Annotated in this window: 14 protein-coding genes; 9 read left to right on the top strand and 5 right to left on the bottom strand. The window is 43.1% G+C overall.

What is annotated here, in order from left to right; translation table 11 throughout:
• Positions 1-9: 9 nt before the first annotated feature.
• From HRQ85_RS17365 to HRQ85_RS17355, 3 genes are all read right to left on the bottom strand, one after another.
• The gene (locus HRQ85_RS17365; RefSeq protein ID WP_082242610.1) at positions 10-1,134 is read right to left on the bottom strand and encodes a sugar ABC transporter substrate-binding protein; all 1,125 of its coding nucleotides are present in this window, start codon (positions 1,132-1,134) and stop codon (positions 10-12) included.
• 382 nt (positions 1,135-1,516) lie between these two features.
• The gene (gene serC / locus HRQ85_RS17360; protein ID WP_172380226.1) at positions 1,517-2,611 is read right to left on the bottom strand and encodes a 3-phosphoserine/phosphohydroxythreonine transaminase; all 1,095 of its coding nucleotides are present in this window, start codon (positions 2,609-2,611) and stop codon (positions 1,517-1,519) included.
• A gap of 163 nt (positions 2,612-2,774) precedes the next feature.
• On the bottom strand, positions 2,775-4,037 hold the full coding sequence (locus tag HRQ85_RS17355) for a DUF945 family protein (protein ID WP_172380225.1): 1,263 nt from the start codon (positions 4,035-4,037) through the stop codon (positions 2,775-2,777).
• A gap of 183 nt (positions 4,038-4,220) precedes the next feature.
• On the opposite strand from HRQ85_RS17355, the gene HRQ85_RS17350 reads away from it, so the two are divergent.
• From HRQ85_RS17350 to HRQ85_RS17340, 3 genes are all read left to right on the top strand, one after another.
• A complete protein-coding gene (locus HRQ85_RS17350) occupies positions 4,221-6,164 on the top strand; it encodes an ATP-binding protein (RefSeq protein WP_172380224.1) in 1,944 nt (647 codons plus the stop codon).
• Positions 6,157-6,654 carry a response regulator gene (locus HRQ85_RS17345; RefSeq protein ID WP_172380223.1) on the top strand — a complete coding sequence of 166 codons (498 nt, stop codon included), beginning with the start codon at positions 6,157-6,159 and terminating at the stop codon, positions 6,652-6,654. The genes HRQ85_RS17350 and HRQ85_RS17345 overlap by 8 nt, the downstream gene beginning before the upstream one ends.
• A 287-nt stretch (positions 6,655-6,941) precedes the next feature.
• The gene (locus HRQ85_RS17340; RefSeq protein WP_048609214.1) at positions 6,942-7,484 is read left to right on the top strand and encodes a hypothetical protein; all 543 of its coding nucleotides are present in this window, start codon (positions 6,942-6,944) and stop codon (positions 7,482-7,484) included.
• 150 nt (positions 7,485-7,634) lie between these two features.
• On the opposite strand, the gene HRQ85_RS17335 is transcribed toward HRQ85_RS17340, so the two are convergent.
• Positions 7,635-8,216 carry a TfoX/Sxy family DNA transformation protein gene (locus HRQ85_RS17335; protein WP_060982740.1) on the bottom strand — a complete coding sequence of 194 codons (582 nt, stop codon included), beginning with the start codon at positions 8,214-8,216 and terminating at the stop codon, positions 7,635-7,637.
• A 358-nt stretch (positions 8,217-8,574) separates the two neighbouring features.
• Between HRQ85_RS17335 and HRQ85_RS17330 the strand changes: the two genes are divergently transcribed.
• The 5 genes from HRQ85_RS17330 (at position 8,575) to HRQ85_RS17310 (ending at position 14,133) form a co-directional block, all read left to right on the top strand.
• Complete coding sequence (locus HRQ85_RS17330) at positions 8,575-9,495, top strand: HDOD domain-containing protein (RefSeq protein WP_172380222.1); 921 nt, start codon at positions 8,575-8,577, stop codon at positions 9,493-9,495.
• A gap of 54 nt (positions 9,496-9,549) precedes the next feature.
• Complete coding sequence (locus tag HRQ85_RS17325; RefSeq protein ID WP_172380221.1) at positions 9,550-10,455, top strand: lysine exporter LysO family protein; 906 nt, start codon at positions 9,550-9,552, stop codon at positions 10,453-10,455.
• A gap of 174 nt (positions 10,456-10,629) precedes the next feature.
• The gene (locus tag HRQ85_RS17320; protein ID WP_017065407.1) at positions 10,630-11,157 is read left to right on the top strand and encodes a hypothetical protein; all 528 of its coding nucleotides are present in this window, start codon (positions 10,630-10,632) and stop codon (positions 11,155-11,157) included.
• Between the two features lie 118 nt (positions 11,158-11,275).
• A complete protein-coding gene (gene panP, locus HRQ85_RS17315) occupies positions 11,276-12,919 on the top strand; it encodes a pyridoxal-dependent aspartate 1-decarboxylase PanP (RefSeq protein WP_172380220.1) in 1,644 nt (547 codons plus the stop codon).
• Between the two features lie 359 nt (positions 12,920-13,278).
• On the top strand, positions 13,279-14,133 hold the full coding sequence (locus HRQ85_RS17310; RefSeq protein ID WP_004734686.1) for a MurR/RpiR family transcriptional regulator: 855 nt from the start codon (positions 13,279-13,281) through the stop codon (positions 14,131-14,133).
• Between the two features lie 123 nt (positions 14,134-14,256).
• Here the strand turns inward: HRQ85_RS17310 and HRQ85_RS17305 are convergent, their stop codons facing one another.
• Complete coding sequence (locus tag HRQ85_RS17305) at positions 14,257-15,549, bottom strand: iron-containing alcohol dehydrogenase (protein WP_059019308.1); 1,293 nt, start codon at positions 15,547-15,549, stop codon at positions 14,257-14,259.
• A 406-nt stretch (positions 15,550-15,955) separates the two neighbouring features.
• Here HRQ85_RS17305 and HRQ85_RS17300 point away from each other — a divergent pair, with 406 nt between their 5' ends.
• The gene (locus HRQ85_RS17300) at positions 15,956-16,219 is read left to right on the top strand and encodes a GrxA family glutaredoxin (RefSeq protein WP_009847069.1); all 264 of its coding nucleotides are present in this window, start codon (positions 15,956-15,958) and stop codon (positions 16,217-16,219) included.
• The last annotated feature ends 37 nt before the right edge of the window (positions 16,220-16,256 follow it).

The following is a 16,256-nucleotide window of genomic DNA, read 5'->3' as shown; positions in this document are numbered from 1 at the left end:
ATGATAACTTCAATCTCTTACCCTCATATTCGCCGAGTAATATTGAACAAAATCATTGTAAAACTTATGCAGTTCACTCTTTGGCATCCCTGACTTGTAACGCTGATACGCCCGAGCCGATGCCTCCCAAACGATCGCCATCTTGTAGTCACTCGACATCATTTGCGATGCTTGAAACTCATCGTACATATTTGAAAATGTCTGGTTACCTTCCTCAACACGGCGTTGATTAACCTCATAAAACGGCGAAACCATGGCACTCGAGTGAGCTAAATAGGTGAAACTGTTTGATTGCAGGTATTGAACGACTTCTTTCAAAGCCAATTTCTTATCTGGGTTTTGCATGCCTTTTTCCGTGACAGCAAAAACCTTCGCGCCACTAAATGAAGACATACTTTCGCCACGATAGGTCGGCAACGAATTAATGTATAAATCTCGACCAAAAGCGGCATCGAGTTCGCTGAACGCCCAGTCGCCGTCAATTAAAAACTCGACTTCCCCATTGATGAATCTTTGCCTCGCGCAAATATCACTGCACGATGATTCGATGACTTTTTTCTTCTGCAACATGTCGATGAAATCAAAGATAGCAACTAACCCTTCACCGTTAACATTCTTCGACGATAATAAGTCTTCAGAGAAAAGCTGATAGAAAGCTAAATAGAAGTACATGTTTGGATTGGGAAAAAGCACACTCACTTGATCGGACTGAGCAGAGCGTTCAATTAGGCTCTCCCATGTAACGACTTGCGCTTGAGGCTTGCTCGAATACAGAACGACCTGGTTTCCAATACCAACCGGTAACGCCTTAAGCTCACCGTTGATGACCACCGCATCGAGTGCTTTTTTCTCATAGCGTTGGGTATCGACCCAAGCCTCAGGAAGTGTCGCTAATTCGATATATTCAGTTAGACCTAAGAAGTCAGAGGGAACCCAAATGGCGTCGGGAAAAGTATTGTCTCTAGGGTCAGCAACAAGCAGTTCAGAACGAATACTGTTGACGTCAAACGAACGAATTTCTACACGATGATCCGTCATCGTTTCGATATGTTCTTTTACATAATCGGCCGTTTCATAATTAATACCAGCCCATATTTCAAGTGTGGACGAACAAGCAACGGCTGGAAATAGCATCGCAAATAGACTCAATAACAATAACCTCACACTTGATTCCTTGTGGTAAAAATTAGACGTTGGATTTTAATTGCCCATCAATAAACCGGTCGATGCGGCTTATCGCTCGCAGCTCATGATTAGAGATTCAGTTTTGGGCGACACGTTATATAGTAAAAAGTGTCTAAAAAACAGTTGGTACTCTCGCTTTAAGAGAAAGGTCTGCTCATTCCGATACATCCGTCATATCTCTGGATGACTGTTCTTACAATAAATCAACATACCATACCCTTTATTATTAACGACAAAAAAAATGCCGCAAAAGCGGCATTTATCTCGTTCGGTGCATTCGACACTATAAAAAATCAAATAAGCAATTTATCGGTCAAAGCCCTGTCATCGATTAAGCGTACTTCTCTTCGAAATCTTTCATGAAGCTAACCAGTGCTTGAACGCCTTCCAGAGACATTGCGTTGTAAAGTGAAGCTCTCATTCCACCTACTGCTCTATGACCTTTTAGCGATTTCAGACCTGCAGCATCAGCCAATTCTAGGAACTTGCCATCTAACTCAGGTTTGGCCAGTTGGAACGGCACGTTCATTCTAGAACGGTTTGCAGTGTGAACATCGTTTTTGTAGAAAGCTGAGCTATCGATTGCATCGTAAAGCAGCGCTGCTTTCTCTTTGTTCACCAACTCCATCGCCTCAACACCACCTTGAGCTTTCAGCCACTTGAACACAAGGCCTGATAGGTACCAAGCGTACGTTGGTGGTGTGTTGAACATTGAGTCTTTTTCAGCAAGCACTTTGTAGTTCAGAATACTCGGCAACACGTCGTTTGCGAGTTCGAGTAGATCATCACGTACGATTGCAATGCAGATACCCGCTGGGCCAATATTCTTTTGTGCGCCCGCGTAGATAACACCGTACTGAGACACATCAATCTTACGAGACAGAATGTTAGATGACATATCTGCTACGATTGGCTTATCCGTTTGAGGAAGCTCGCTGATTTCAATACCATCGATGGTTTCATTTGGACAGAAATGTACATACGCCGCTTCCGGGTCGATTTTCCAATCTTTAGCTGGAACAACCGCTGCTTTGCTATCAATTGACGTCTTCGCGTTGAATACATCGATTTCGCAATATTTGCTCGCTTCAGTCACTGCACTTTCTGCCCAGTAACCCGCATCGATGTAAGTCGCTTTCGTCGCATCACCTAAAAGGTTTAGAGGAACAGCAGCGAATTGAGCACGAGCGCCCCCCTGACAGAAAAGAACTTTGTAGTTGTCTGGGATGTTCAGAAGATCACGTAGGTCCTGTTCGGACTCGTCAGCAACTTGAATAAATTCCTTGCTGCGATGGCTGATTTCCATCACGGAAGTCCCTAAACCATTCCAATCAATAAAGTCCGCTTGCGCTTGTTTCATTACTGGTTTAGGCAGTGCAGCTGGGCCAGCACTGAAGTTGAATACGTTATCTAATGTAAGTTCCATGGGGATGATTGCTCCTGCTAAATAATAACTATGCAAGTAATACCATGTTTTACCCAACATAAAAACAACAAAAGAGGTCTTAAGACCTCTTTTGTTTTGTACCGTATAAAATGTTTAAGCTTAACCTGCTAAATCACCCTATCAGTATTCAAGCCTGCTCTGTTTATTGAACAAAAACCGGCATAAGTAGAGCGATTAATGGAATTTCTTGTCCATTTTCGAACACTAGGTTTCCATTTTCTAAGTCAGCGCTGATTTCATAACCACTTTCTGTTTCCTTGATCATTTCCATCACAAGCAATTCATCGATACCTTCACGGATGAATGGGTACTCTTCAACAAGTTCATTTGAGAAGCTAGAGTGAACGTTGCCCGTTAATGCAGGCATGATCATCGAAGGGTTGCTGCTGATGTTTTCGGTCCCTTCCGGTACGCTCACCAACCACTTAGATTCGAACTGCCCTTTACCTAGCTCTAGTGACATGTTGTTCATTGAAAGGTCGAAACCTTTAGCAAACAGGATATCGATAAATGGAATGATCTCTGCAACGTGTTCTTGCGTCATCACTGGATTAGATTGGTAAATCTCGAAGATTTTCTCAAACGATTCACTATCCAATTTCGACATTTCAAAATCGACGTTTAGGTTGTTCAACTGGCCTTCGCTGGTCTCAATGTTTGCGATATCCAGCTTGAGGTTGCTGCGCAGACGCTTAGTAGCTTCATCTAGATGTGATTCAAAATCGTACTTAGAGTTTTCAATGGTCATGAAAGGTTGCATTGCAGAGTCTGAAACCAAGAAGCTATCGATAGTAAAATTCTGAGTACCTAACCAGTAGCCTTTCGCTTGTTGGCCTGAACCCACACCTTTCAGATTAGACAGCGTTACCTCTTCACCGGTTTCAAAATCAATTTGAACTGAAGGGATTGAAAGCTCGTAATCAACTTGGCCTAAAACAGTCGCATGGCCAGAAAGATTCGATTTAGTGATCGATACCGACGTACCATTCTCATCAGAACCTTGATGATTGAACTGGCTTAACTCGAAGTTAAAGTCAGTGTTGCCGTTTAGCTCAGTGCTAGTCGTCAGAGTTAAAGGCAGAATATCGGTATTCTCAAACGTCGACAGTGCATTTAGGCTCACCAAACCGTGGCTAACTGCACTATTGATGACAAACTCACTCGGCAGCCCATCAATCGCAAGTTGCTCTTTCAGGTTTTCATCCGTCACAGTTAAACGAGTGGTTACGTTGGAAGACAAGTAACCTCTATCGTATTCCACGATCTCAGCTTCAATGCTTGAATTGTTAAGCTTTGCAACGCCATCAGTAATCGCATTTTGTCCAATTTGACCAACCGCTAGTGGCCAACAAAGTGCCAATGAGATTGCGCCGCCAATTGCACCAATTTTTCTTAACTGTTCCATGAGTTCTCTTTCTACACGTGTCTGTTTTTTTTAGTCTAACCCATCAGTAGCAAACAAGAAACATTGAGTTAAATCAGTCTATTGCTCGATACTTCGATTGCCTCAATAAATTAACGGCTAGCTCTCATCCTTATTCGGCGGTTCTTGCTAGGCTAGAGACGTCGCTACTATTAAGGTTGAGCTGTGAATCAATACGCTGTTATCTGTTTGGACAATAATCCGGTTAGCATTGAAAGAATACGTTCGGAGCTGGCTCCGTTGGCTTCTGTATTCGATATTTATACTGCCGAGAACATAGAAGACGCACATCACGCATTAGAAGATATTCATGATCACAACCAAACCGTTGCCTTGGTGATCACTCATCATCATTCTGAATTTAATGGCGTGCAATTTCTGATTGAACTTGAGCAGCTGCCCCATAGTAATACCGCAAGAACGATATTAGTCAGCGCTTCGTCAGACATTCAATCCATTCTAACCGCTGTAAATGAAGGCAGGCTCAACCACTGTCTAACCAAGCCGGTTCAAGATCAAGTTCTATTCAAATCAGCGCAAAAAGAGCTGACCTCTTTTGTCATCCAATACGACTCAGAAAACCTGCTCTCTTACAGTGATGCATTGGATCAACAGCGCTTACTCAGAGCGCACATTGAGCAAAAGATTCACTCTTTCCAATCGGGGTTCATTCACGATTACCACCAGCTTTCTGATAATGCCCTTGCTGAGCGTGTCGTCAGTGCCTTACAAGATGTGTTTTCAAAAGATGACAAAACTAAGGCCATTCGTGACTATTCCCCCGAGCATCTGCTCACTGTGGAAGGCGAAGACAATCGCTTTTTATGGCTGATCATTGAGGGTGAAGCGGCTCTATATAAGAAAGATGAACTCGGGCAACAGCGGGAAGTGGTACGTCACTCCAAGGGGAACATTGTTGGCGGGATGTCATTTGTGACAGGTGAACCTTCGTTTTCTACCGCGATCACCCTAACGCAAACACGCGTTATCAAACTGGATAAAGATAGCTTTGCTCAGGTGATGCATTCAAACAATACCCTGCTGCCCTTATTTACCAATCTATTGCTCCGTCATTTCAATCGACGTTTGCAACGCAGCATCACCAATAAGATCAAACTGCAGCAAACACTAGAATCATTAGAGTCTGCACATCAACAACTGATCGAAAAAGAGAAAATGGCGATGCTCGGGCAGCTAGTCGCGGGAGTCGCACATGAGCTAAATAACCCGATTGCAGCCATATTGAGAAGCATCGAAACTCTGTCAGAACATCTCGACCAAATATTGGCAAACCTATCCGTTCCTGAGTCCAATAAAGGGACTGACGTACTGGCACATTCAAAGTTAGCTAAGCCACTATCGACGGCTCAAGAAAGACAGCTCGTAAAGCATCTTACGTCGACGATTGATGACCGTGCTTTAGCAAAAAAAGCCGTGAGACTAAACCTAAGCCAAGACTCTCTGGTGCTAGACACATTAAAAGCGTCCCCTGTCGCAGGCAAAGAGCTGCTCAATGACTTAGAGCATTACCATTATGTTGGAAACTCTATCCGCTCAATTCAAGTGTGCAGCAAGCGTATTGCCGATATGGTCAAAAGCCTAAAAAGCTATGCTAGAGAAGATGAAGAAGTTCGCCACTACACAGATATCCACGAAGGGCTTGAAGATACCTTAGTGATCTTCGAAAACAGGCTTAAACACCACCAATTAGAGAAGCATTACGATACCGACTTACCGCCTTTATTGTGCCAGTCGCTTTCGCTGCAACAAGTGTGGACCAACCTTATCTCCAATGCGCTCGATGCCCTTTCTGAACGAGGGAGAGTGTCCATTACTACCTCTCAACAGACAAAAGGCGACGACGCGTTTCTTGTGGTGCAAATCTCCGATACTGGCCACGGCATTGCCAAAGAAGACATCAACACCATTTTCAACCCGAATTTCACAACCAAAAAAGAAGGCAACTTTGGTTTAGGGATTGGGTTATCCATTTCTCAACAAATCGTTTCGACTCATCAGGGGTTTATTTTGGTGGAGTCAGAGGTAGGCAGTCATACAAACATGCAAGTGTGGCTTCCATTCAAACAAGAAGGAGCACCTCATGAATAAGTACCTAATTTTATGTGTCGATGATGAACCTGAAGTTCTCAATAGTGTCCTTCAAGACTTGGCGATATTTGAAGAGAACTTTCTGGTTGAAGGTGCTGAGTCTGTCGATGAAGCCAAGCAAGTCATCAAAGAAATGGGACAAGATGGTATTAAGCTCGCTTTAATCTTGTGCGACCACATCATGCCAGAAAAGACCGGCATCGATTTTCTGATCGAACTAAACCAACACGACGCGACTAAACCAACGCGTAAGCTGTTGCTCACAGGGCAAGCTGGGCTAGAAGATACCGTCACGGCCATTAACAACGCAGCACTTGATTTCTATATTTCAAAACCTTGGCAAGGCGACCAACTGAGAGACACGATTACTCAACAATTGACTGACTATGTCATTACCAACGACAAGCAATTGCTTAACTGGACTTCGATCTTAGATACCGAGCGCATACTGACTTCAATGGCGGATAAACGCACCAGTTTTGGTGAATAGCACTGATTGGTTAATGGATACGGAGAAAAGCGGCATCCGATATAAGAACCGTTCAAACACATACAAATTTTGGATAATTCGCTCGTCTATTTTTCTCATTCGCCCTAAAACATGAGATCTCCGTTACATACTGATCCTTAATTTGCTTGTTTTTTAACTAAATGAGTAAGGTTTTACATTTTAAAGGATTACTTTTCCGTGAGTTAGATTAAACTGTCTCAATGTTTATGGTTTGCCGATTTGTCTCAAACCAAAGGAATTAACACTAATATAGGTTTACGGTCGTTATGCGCAAAATTCTACTTACTACCGCTATGCTATTGGCTTCTGGTCAAGCACTAGCTGTTGATGAACAACCACAGGTAATGAGCAACTTTAACTATGATTACTTTGAAGCACGTATCGGTGCTAGCCCAGTAACATTTGGTGGTGCGTTCAGTAAGTCCATTCACCCGAACGCTCACGCTATAGCACGTATCGATTCAGAATTTGAAGGCGATTACGACTCAGCTGTAGGTCTTGGTTTCCACGCTCCATTAAACAACTGGGCAGACCTAACAGGTGAAATGCTAGCTCGTATCGTTCAACCTGAGAACTCAAGCTCTACTGATATCGGTATGGAAATCAACGTTGGTGTTCGCCAATGGCTTGGTCCACAACTAGAAGTTGGTGGTAAAGGTGGTTACGTTTCTATCGATGACAACGATGATTGGACAGGTTCTGTTTACGCGCGTTTCCACTCTACAGAGCTTTTCTCTCTAGGCGCTGAAGCTCGTATTAACGACTTCTACGGTGACCAACTTATGTTCACTGCTCGCTTCAAGTACTAATACTTAAAGCCAAGCTAGCTCTTAACGAGTACTTAGCCTTTTGATACTTAGTCTTTTAAGAAATCCGGCTAAGACAGAAACAAAAAAACCGAGGACATTCCTCGGTTTTTATTTATTAACAGTAATCTTAAGCATATAAGGCAAACTTCTTTAGTGGCAGCTCTTTAGTAATTGCTGCTTGCGTGGCTCTTGTAATAGTTTCCAGTGAATACCATCAATTGCACCCGCAAATTTCCAAAGTAGTTTTAGGTCAACATCGTTTCCGTACGCTTCGCGAACCTTATTAAACACTTCAGGCGCGCCCAACTGCATAAACATTGAAACATCATCCACACCCGCCTTTTTAACCATGCGCTCCAACGTAAGCTGCATGTTTGGTAGATCTCTTAATCTACGGCTAGCTGATGATTTCTTGAAGCTACGCTGCTGAATTGAATTATCGATTGAAGTACGAATAATGCAATCCAATTCAGGATGTTCACAGGTAAACAGATCAGTAATGTCGTAATAGTTTACAGTTGCTGTTGTCTGCTTCTTTACATGACGATACTTTTCACAATCAAGATCGGTCAGTTTTTTATCTAGTGATTTTCCACCTCTAATGAATAAACAACCTTCACTCAATAAAGCGAACATAGCGTCATTTTGAAAGAGGCCAATACCTCCGAACATAGAACGTTTTTGATGCTCACCAAATTGATTCACGTAATTAATAAATGCTGTCTCGGTCATATCCGTTGATCCTTAATCAAATTACCCCGATTAGGTTGATCACCAGACAAGCAGCTTGTTATGCGAAAAATTTTAAATCTATTTTTTTATTCTATAGGTGAATATTATGGTTTCGTTTTCCACCTTTAAATAAATGATACTTCGAAAAGAAAAATAAGTCTGGACTTAGTTCACATCAATCAATTGAGTATTCCGGTTTTTCATGATTGACTTCACAGTAAACTATCAAACCATGCTTGAATTTGGACACCTAGTGATACACCGGTTCAAATTATTAAAGGTTATGTAGACGGGTGAGTATTGCCTCGCAGCATCGTGGCTTGTAAAATGGCAGGACAGACCTGTTTTTACTTTTTATATGAATCATTTATCGTTTTTCTGGCTACCTCAAAATAAGGCTCTTCTCTTAAAGGGTCTAGAATCAGAGTTTGCCCAACTTGTTGGACATTCTATCTCAGCGGGAAAAATAACACTTCCTCCTATCCCTAACGTTGTACTGAAGATTCAATCGCTTTGTACCCTTGAATCAACTGGGATTGCTGACGTTGCCGAGTGCTTACTCGAAGACCCAGGCCTCGCTGCTATTGTCATTCGCGTGGCTAACTCTGTCGTCTTTAACCGACGCAATATTACTTGTGTTGATATTATAACGGCTGTGTCGCGCCTTGGCATATTAAGAGTCCGTGACATCGTGACGGCTCAGGCTATTGAGCAACTCAAACACTCAGTCAACCTCAGTAAAGAGTGTAATAAGGTATTGGTTCAGAGCGCTTCTGTATCAAAAGAGTTAGGCGCTACTATGGTGCTTGTTACCAACAGCTTCAAAGAGATCTCCCCTACTGAATACCGTTACCTTGAGCATGAAAAATCTTTGCTTGTTGGATTACTGGCTGACATTGGATTGTTCTGTTTGGTTAGCGAATACCACCTCTACCTCGAAAATGGCAATTACCTAGATCACGACATCGCTCTACAAATCTTCCAAGGCCAATGTTCCGCTACCAGTAAATTGGTGCTTAACCGTTGGGGCTTCGACAGCGACTTTATTGATGTGTGCAGCAATACCATCAATAACCGAGAACAACGTGAAGTGTCTTACTTGGATATCGCTCGAATCGCTAACCACCTGCTGATGTTCAGAAACAAGGATGAGAACATCGATGATCACGAAGTTGAACTAAACGTGACAGGTGCAGAGGTGCTTTATAAATTAAGCAACTTGAGCAAGCATGATTTTAATGCAAAGCTAAGCGACGTGATCAATACTAGCGGCTTCTAAGTCACTGTTAAATTACAAGTAAGTGTAATATGAAGTAAATGCAATGGGGAAAGCATGTTTACAGGGATGATCTTTATATTTGCGCCACTCGTCGTGGGGTATCTTTTTGCAATTTCGAACGCTCAGACATTAGAATTTATCAACCGCTCAACATCGCGGTTGATCTACGTGATTCTGGCGTTGATGGGACTAAGCTTAGCCGCCCTCGATAACCTAGGCAGTAATCTGCAGACAATCCTTCTATATACCGTCACTTTCTTTGTCTGCTTAAGCGTTTGTCACCTAATGGCATTGCCCGCTATTGATAAGTTATTGCCACTCAAAACCGACAGTAGCAAGAAGAAGCTTCCCCTCTCTTCGATGGCGATGGAATCTGCCAAGCTGATCCTAGTGGTGGGTTCAGGCCTTATCGCTGGCTTAGTACTGCCTATTGGCCTCGATTGGGTTGATACCGCAAGCGAATGGATTCTGTTTGTTCTCCTGTTCTTTATCGGCATCCAACTGCGTAATAGCGGACTCACACTTCGTCAGATCTTACTCAACAAGCACGGCATGGTTATCGCAATCACGATTATCATCACCTCAATGTTGGGTGGTGTAATCGCGGCTTACATCCTAGATATCCCTCTCTTCAAAGCCTTGGCGATGTCTTCTGGATTTGGTTGGTATTCTCTGGCTGGTATCTTAATGGGTGACGCCTTTGGTCCTGTCTATGGTGGCGCGTCTTTCATGCTTGAACTGTTAAGAGAGTTAGTTGCCTTGGTACTGATTCCAGTGCTGATTCGCAGCTATCCATGCACTTCCATTGGTTATGCTGGTGCTACTGCGATGGACTTCACCTTACCGGTCATTCAAACAACAGGCGGCGTTCGATGTGTGCCTATCGCTATCGTCAGTGGCTTTATCCTCAGTTTGCTTGTTCCGATATTGATGTTGTTCTTTGTATCTCTTGCTAACTAGATCGCAGGAATAGCGTTTGTTTTAGATTAGAATGCAACTCGAATACCAATGCCCAAGACATCGATACAGTTACCGAAATAAAAAGACACTAAGTGTCATTGCTCAACAAATAACGATCACGGTAATCTGTAACGACAAAGTTATAAAAAGAATAAACTTACAAAAGGAACCACTATGAAACGCCTTTGCGTCGCATTACTGCTAGCTTCAACTTCTACTTTCTCTTTTGCAGCAGATTCAATGTCTGAGACAAACCAGTGCCAAGCAAAAAAATATGATGCGTACATCGACGCTTCTTTGAATTGGTATGCCGACCTTGCTGCATTAACCTCTGAGCAATATCCAGAGCTAACAGAAGTGAGTGAGTGGTTCCTAGAAGGTCGTAAGCACCACTTTGAGCTTAACCGTGCTGCGGTTAACTACTACCTTGTGAACGATTCAAGCAAAGTGGCAACAGAGCAGCCTGTAGAAGGTTGGTTGCAGCTTGAGCAACACGACATTAAAACGCTATCAACACGTGATGATGAGCTTGGTAAAATCGCGAAAACAACGTTCGATGACCGCCAATCAACGCCTCACGCTCAAAACTACGAGCTACGTTCTGCCTTTGCAGAGCTGCTTAGTCACCCTAAGCAAATCGACTCAGCGCTACAGCGTTACAACCAGTCGATCAGTAAACTTGAAGCGATTAAGTGTAAATAACCCCTCATTTAATATGCTTTTTTGAGAAGTTGGATTTCATAATTAAGACGGGACATTGTTCCCGTTTTCGTTTAGATTGTCCCGCTCGCGTCAATATTAGAAAAATAACTCGCTTGCTATGGTTACGGAACAAAAAACAGCAGATGTTAGCTTCGACAGTCTTCTACGTATCTTCACGGTACCTGAAGGCCCAGATTCAACACTCACTCAAATTGAAGACAAACTTTCACGAAACCTGAATCAATTCTTACGTGAACATATTGTGGCTGAAGAAAAGCCGCTGCGTGAAATTGAGAAAGATTTTTCAAATGCTCATATCCCAGAGCAGCCTGAGTTTGTTTCTGAACATACTGAGCATCTCCTTGATTCTCTTGTGTCTCATTCGGTTCACACGTCTTCGCCAAGTTTTATTGGCCACATGACCTCTGCGTTGCCGTACTTCCTGATGCCGCTTTCAAAAATCATGATTGCGTTGAATCAGAATCTAGTAAAAATCGAGACCTCAAAAGCTTTCACTCCCCTAGAACGTCAAGTTCTGGGCATGTTACATCGCCTGATTTATCAAGATAGTGACCAGTTTTATTCTCGTTGGATGCACAGCGCAAACCACTCTTTAGGTGCGTTTTGTTCTGGCGGTACCATCGCGAACATTACTGCGCTTTGGGTCGCACGTAACAACGCACTAAAAGCGCAAGGTTCGTTCAAAGGTGTGGAAAAAGAGGGCTTGTTTAAAGCCATGAAGCACTACGACTACGAAGGCCTTGCCATCTTAGTCTCTGAACGTGGTCACTACTCTCTGAAAAAAGCCGCGGATGTCCTTGGTATTGGTCAAGAAGGGCTAGTGTCTGTCAAAACAGATAACGACAACCGTATTTGTACTGATGATCTAAGGCTCAAGATCGAGCAGCTCAAGCAGAACAAGATCAAACCTTTCGCGGTCATTGGTGTGGCTGGTACAACCGAAACCGGTAATATCGACCCGCTAAGAGACATTGCCGAGGTGTGTGCCGAATCCGATTGTCATTTCCACGTTGATGCTGCTTGGGGCGGTGCGACTCTGATGTCTAACAATCATCGTCACCTGCTTGATGGTATTGAACTCGCGGATTCAGTCACGATTGATGCGCATAAACAGCTTTATATCCCAATGGGTGCGGGTATGGTTCTGTTTAAGAAGCCAGATGCAATGACTGCGATTGAACATCATGCTCAATACATTCTACGTAAAGGCTCAAAAGATTTAGGCAGCCATACGTTAGAAGGTTCTCGTTCAGGTATGGCAATGCTGGTTTACGCCGCAATGCACATCATTAGCCGCCCAGGTTATGAACTGCTGATCGACCAAAGCATTAACAAAGCGCGCTACTTTGCCGACCTGATTAAAGATCAGAGCGACTTCGAACTGGTTTCAGAACCTGAGCTTTGCCTACTGACTTATCGCTATGTGCCTGAATCAGTCAAAGCTGCACTGCTTAAAGCTGAGCCTGAACATCGTATCGAACTGAATGAGTTGCTCAATGAGCTGACTAAGTTTATTCAGAAAAAGCAACGTGAAACAGGTAAGTCTTTCGTGTCACGTACACGTTTAAACCCTGAAGCGTGGGCACATCAGCCAATCATCGTTTTCCGCGTGGTGTTAGCAAACCCACTAACAGGTAATGATATTCTTTCGTCTGTGCTTGAAGAACAGCGTGAGATCTCTAAACTAGCACCAAACTTGATGGGCAAAATCAACAAACTGGTTACGCAAATCAACGCATAGTCATTCAATTTTAGTTGCATCAAATTGAAAATTTCTTTCTTTTTGATGTAACTAAGCTGTCAGTTCATACTCATTTTGCATTCTTTTTGCTCAAACTCTCTTCCAATTCTGTAGTTTTCTAAAATTTTGTTGAGGTTTGTCATATTCTTAAGCATTCATGCCGTGTTTTTGTATTAGTAAATAGTATGTTGGGTTTATACTGACTCTATGGTGCTAGTTAGCTTGATATCTATTTGACGCAGCAGTATTTACGATACCGAATATACATTTGGCTTTGTGTTTACTGATATTTGCTTCAGCCATACCCCCTGGTAAAAGATATTAACTAGCAAGTTGTTCTCTATACCCTTGTGAACACTATGAATACATTAGAAAAAATACAAAAAAACCTGGAAAATTTCAGCAAGTCTGAGCGTAAGGTAGCCGAAGTAATTATGGCTTCCCCTCAAACTGCAATTCATTCTAGCATTGCTACCTTAGCTAAAATGGCTGACGTGAGTGAGCCTACAGTTAACCGCTTCTGTCGTCGATTAGACACAAAGGGCTTCCCTGACTTCAAACTTCACCTAGCTCAAAGCTTGGCGAACGGTACACCTTACGTGAACCGTAATGTTGAAGAAGATGATGGTCCAGATGCTTATACGCATAAGATTTTCGAATCAACTATGGCTTGTCTAGACGTTGCTAAAAACAGTCTAGATGCGATGCAAGTAAACCGTGCGGTTGACTTGCTGACTCAAGCAAAACGCATTTCATTCTTCGGACTGGGTGCCTCTTCTGCTGTCGCCAAAGATGCTCAAAACAAGTTCATTCGTTTTAATATCCCAATCACATGTTTCGAAGACATCGTGATGCAACGAATGAGCTGCATTAACTGCAGTGATAACGACGTTATTGTTCTTATCTCTCATACTGGCCGCACTAAAAGCCAAGTTGAGATTGCAAACTTAGCGCGTGAAAACGGTGCGACAGTGATTGCTATCACAGCAAAAGATTCTCCACTGGATAAAGCGAGCTCGCTGTCTATCTCTCTGGATGTTCCAGAAGACACTGACGTTTACATGCCAATGGCAAGTCGCGTTGTTCAAATGACGGTTATCGATGTGCTAGCGACAGGCTTCACGCTTCGTCGTGGTTCTGGTTTCAGAGAGAACCTGAAGCGCGTCAAAGAGTCACTTCGTGATTCACGTTACGAGAAGTACTCTCAGTTCTAATCTGCTTAATCATGAATTGAAAACAGATGACCAGAGAACAAGTTAAATTAAAAAACGGAGCCTAGAGCTCCGTTTTTATTTGTCTGTATAAAATGACTTATCCAACGAACAAGTTTAAGACTGCTAGATAGTCCAGCTATTGCCCTTCTCAACCACGCTGTTTTCGGACGCATAAGAATTGATAATGGTAAAACTCGACTCGACAGCAGGTTCATGGTCAATTTGATTCATTAAAGTTTCCTCATACTCCCCCTCTCCACAACTGCACTTCTCGCATACCTGCTTCAAAATATGCACGAGCCTCTCTTGGTTCAATGGCAAAGGGTTCCCTTTAATCGCCACTGACTTGAGCGCATCGGCAGACACCTCATCAAACTGGGCTTCACAGACACCAAATTCCAGCAAGTTGGGTAACTTAAGCGTATCAAGCACTTCAGATAACCAAGAAATTGCGTCTTCTTCTGTTGCTTCTACGTTACCTGTTACTATCTGAGCGATTCGCTGATAACGCGCTAGGATGTCGCTTCTTTGCTGCTCTTTTGCAACGGCTATGTTCTCCAACATCACAAACGGCGCTAAACGCGCGGTAATCACACTATGAGGCGCAGAAATCTTGCCTCCTAGTGCTGAGGCTAAACCGTGGGCTGCGCCAAGCTTGGCATTGGTTATCGCCATTCCACCGAGCATAGAAGCGAAAGCAAGATCAGAACGCGCTTGAGGCTCATCATAAACACACGCTTTAACCACAGAACCACTCAACTTACGCAGCCCTTCTTCACAAATCATATCGGTTAACGGATTCGGCTCACCACACACGTAGGCTTCCATTAGATGAGTAAAGGCATCCATCGCACCTCGTCCAGATAGATAAAGATTAGTTCCATGAGTTAGGGTTGGGTCGACAATCGCAACGTCAGCCAGCATATCTGGGCTTCTAAGGCTGATTTTCACTTGGTCTTGGCCTGATTTCAGCACCGCGTTTTTAGTAACCTCGGCGCCGGTACTCGCCGTAGTTGGAATAGCGATAAACGGAAGTGGTTTGGTTTTAAGAGGAACATTACGCCCGACCACTTCAACATAGTCATATAAATTGCCTTGATTAGGTAAAACCGCGGCTAACGCTTTGCCCATGTCGATGGCACTGCCACCACCCATCGCGACGACCATATCTGGCTTAAATCGACGTGCAGAAATAGCCGCCTCTTCAACCATTTTGATATTAGGTTCACCGGAAACGGCAATGTGCTGATAACGCATACTCTGCGCATCAAGATAGTCAGTAACAATTGAAGTGCGCTCTAATGTATTGCCTGTAACCAATAGCACGCTGTAGCCATATTGATTAAAGAGAGACAATGAAGCGGAAAGTGCTCCATCACCAAAGATGATCTTTGTAGATGTCATAAATTGAAACATGGTGCCTCCTGCGCCTATGACCGAACAAAACTGCGAACTCTTGGTTATTGGAATTTAGCTTTTATATCGTGCATCAGTATTAAGATGCCTCGTTCTGTATGCGCTTTTTTTGACGAGGTGCAACTTGTCGCATTAAAGATGAATTAAAGTCGTATTCTTAGGGGTAATTCACACTCTTAAGTTAAGGGTAATCAATCTAGATACCCGTCAGAAATCAGCATGGATCCTTTTTGTGACCATTATTTGCTCTGATAGACAAAACCTATTGTATTAAGAGGTAATTCCATCTTTATTTCCCCATAGCATTGAGGCATAGTTGGTTTTAAGAAATTTTGAGTGGCATTCACTAAAGAATAGTTAACATAATCGAGTTAACGAGCCTCATCCCGTATTTAGGAGAAATTAAATGTTTGTAGTTATTTTTGGTCGCCCTGCTTGCCCATTCTGTGTTCGTGCAAAAGAGCATGCTGAAACTCTTAAAGCTAAACGCGATGACTTCAACTACCGTTACGTTGACATCCACGCTGAAGGCATCAGCAAAGCTGATCTAGAGAAGACTGTTGGTAAACCTGTAGACACAGTGCCACAAATCTTCATCGACCAAGACCACATCGGCGGCTGCACAGAATTTGAAGCATACGCAAAAGAAAACCTAGGTCTTTTCGACTAAGCTAAGATTTCTCAAACGAGAATCGAGGCTAAAGCCT

The sequence above is a fragment of the Vibrio sp. Vb339 genome (genome assembly GCF_902751245.1).
Classification (GTDB): domain Bacteria; phylum Pseudomonadota; class Gammaproteobacteria; order Enterobacterales; family Vibrionaceae; genus Vibrio; species Vibrio coralliirubri.
This window is presented reverse-complemented; position numbering and strand designations above follow the sequence as displayed.